The sequence below is a fragment of the Lyngbya aestuarii BL J genome (genome assembly GCF_000478195.2).
Classification (GTDB): domain Bacteria; phylum Cyanobacteriota; class Cyanobacteriia; order Cyanobacteriales; family Microcoleaceae; genus Capilliphycus; species Capilliphycus aestuarii.
This window is the reverse complement of the sequence record NZ_AUZM01000326.1, coordinates 1-609: the sequence shown is the minus strand read 5'-3', so window position 1 is coordinate 609 and position 609 is coordinate 1. Positions and strand designations below refer to the sequence as shown.

1 protein-coding gene is annotated in these 609 nt (G+C 37.6%); it reads right to left on the bottom strand.

The window, feature by feature from the left end; translation table 11 throughout:
- Positions 1–45 precede the first annotated feature (45 nt).
- Entirely contained in the window at positions 46–507 is a 462-nt protein-coding gene (locus M595_RS28365) for a hypothetical protein (protein WP_023069983.1), read from the bottom strand.
- Positions 508–609: the final 102 nt, after the last annotated feature.

The window sequence follows — 609 nt, the reverse complement described above, 5'->3', positions numbered from 1 at the left end:
AATCGAGTAGTTTAAATGACTATCTTGGTGTTCCAAACTTGCCAGTTATTTCTGGATAAACGAAACAATCTCGCGCAGCAATTGCAGAACAAAATTAAAGGTTTTTTCAGCCCAGATAAACGAAACAATCTCGCGCAGCAATTGCAGAACAAAATCAAAGGTTTTTTGAGAAGGATTGGACTGAAGAATTTGGCAAAGCAGTATCAAAACCGAACTTTGTTCGATCATTCGAGCCGTCATTTTCTCAAGCTTTTCTCGATTTTGATACCAGGTGTTTTCCTCGGATTCATTGGCTATCAACCACTGTTTATCTAGTTCACCAAAGGCTTGATGATTTTTTTGTTCATTTTTAAGAGGACTATTAATCCAGAGAAGTTTACTGTAAAATCCTTTAATTTGCTCGATAGTCTGCGGTTCAATAGCGTGGGGCTGTTCGCAGAACGTGTTCATCGAGTCCAACAAACTTTCAAATTCACCTTTGAGGTGTAAAACCGTTGCACTATTCATAAGATTGAGTCCAAATGAAGTTAAGGTTAAAACAGTTCTCCAACCCGAACTGCTATTGAAAAGATGCAGTCAAAAAATTGATTTAAACTAGAAACTCACTCC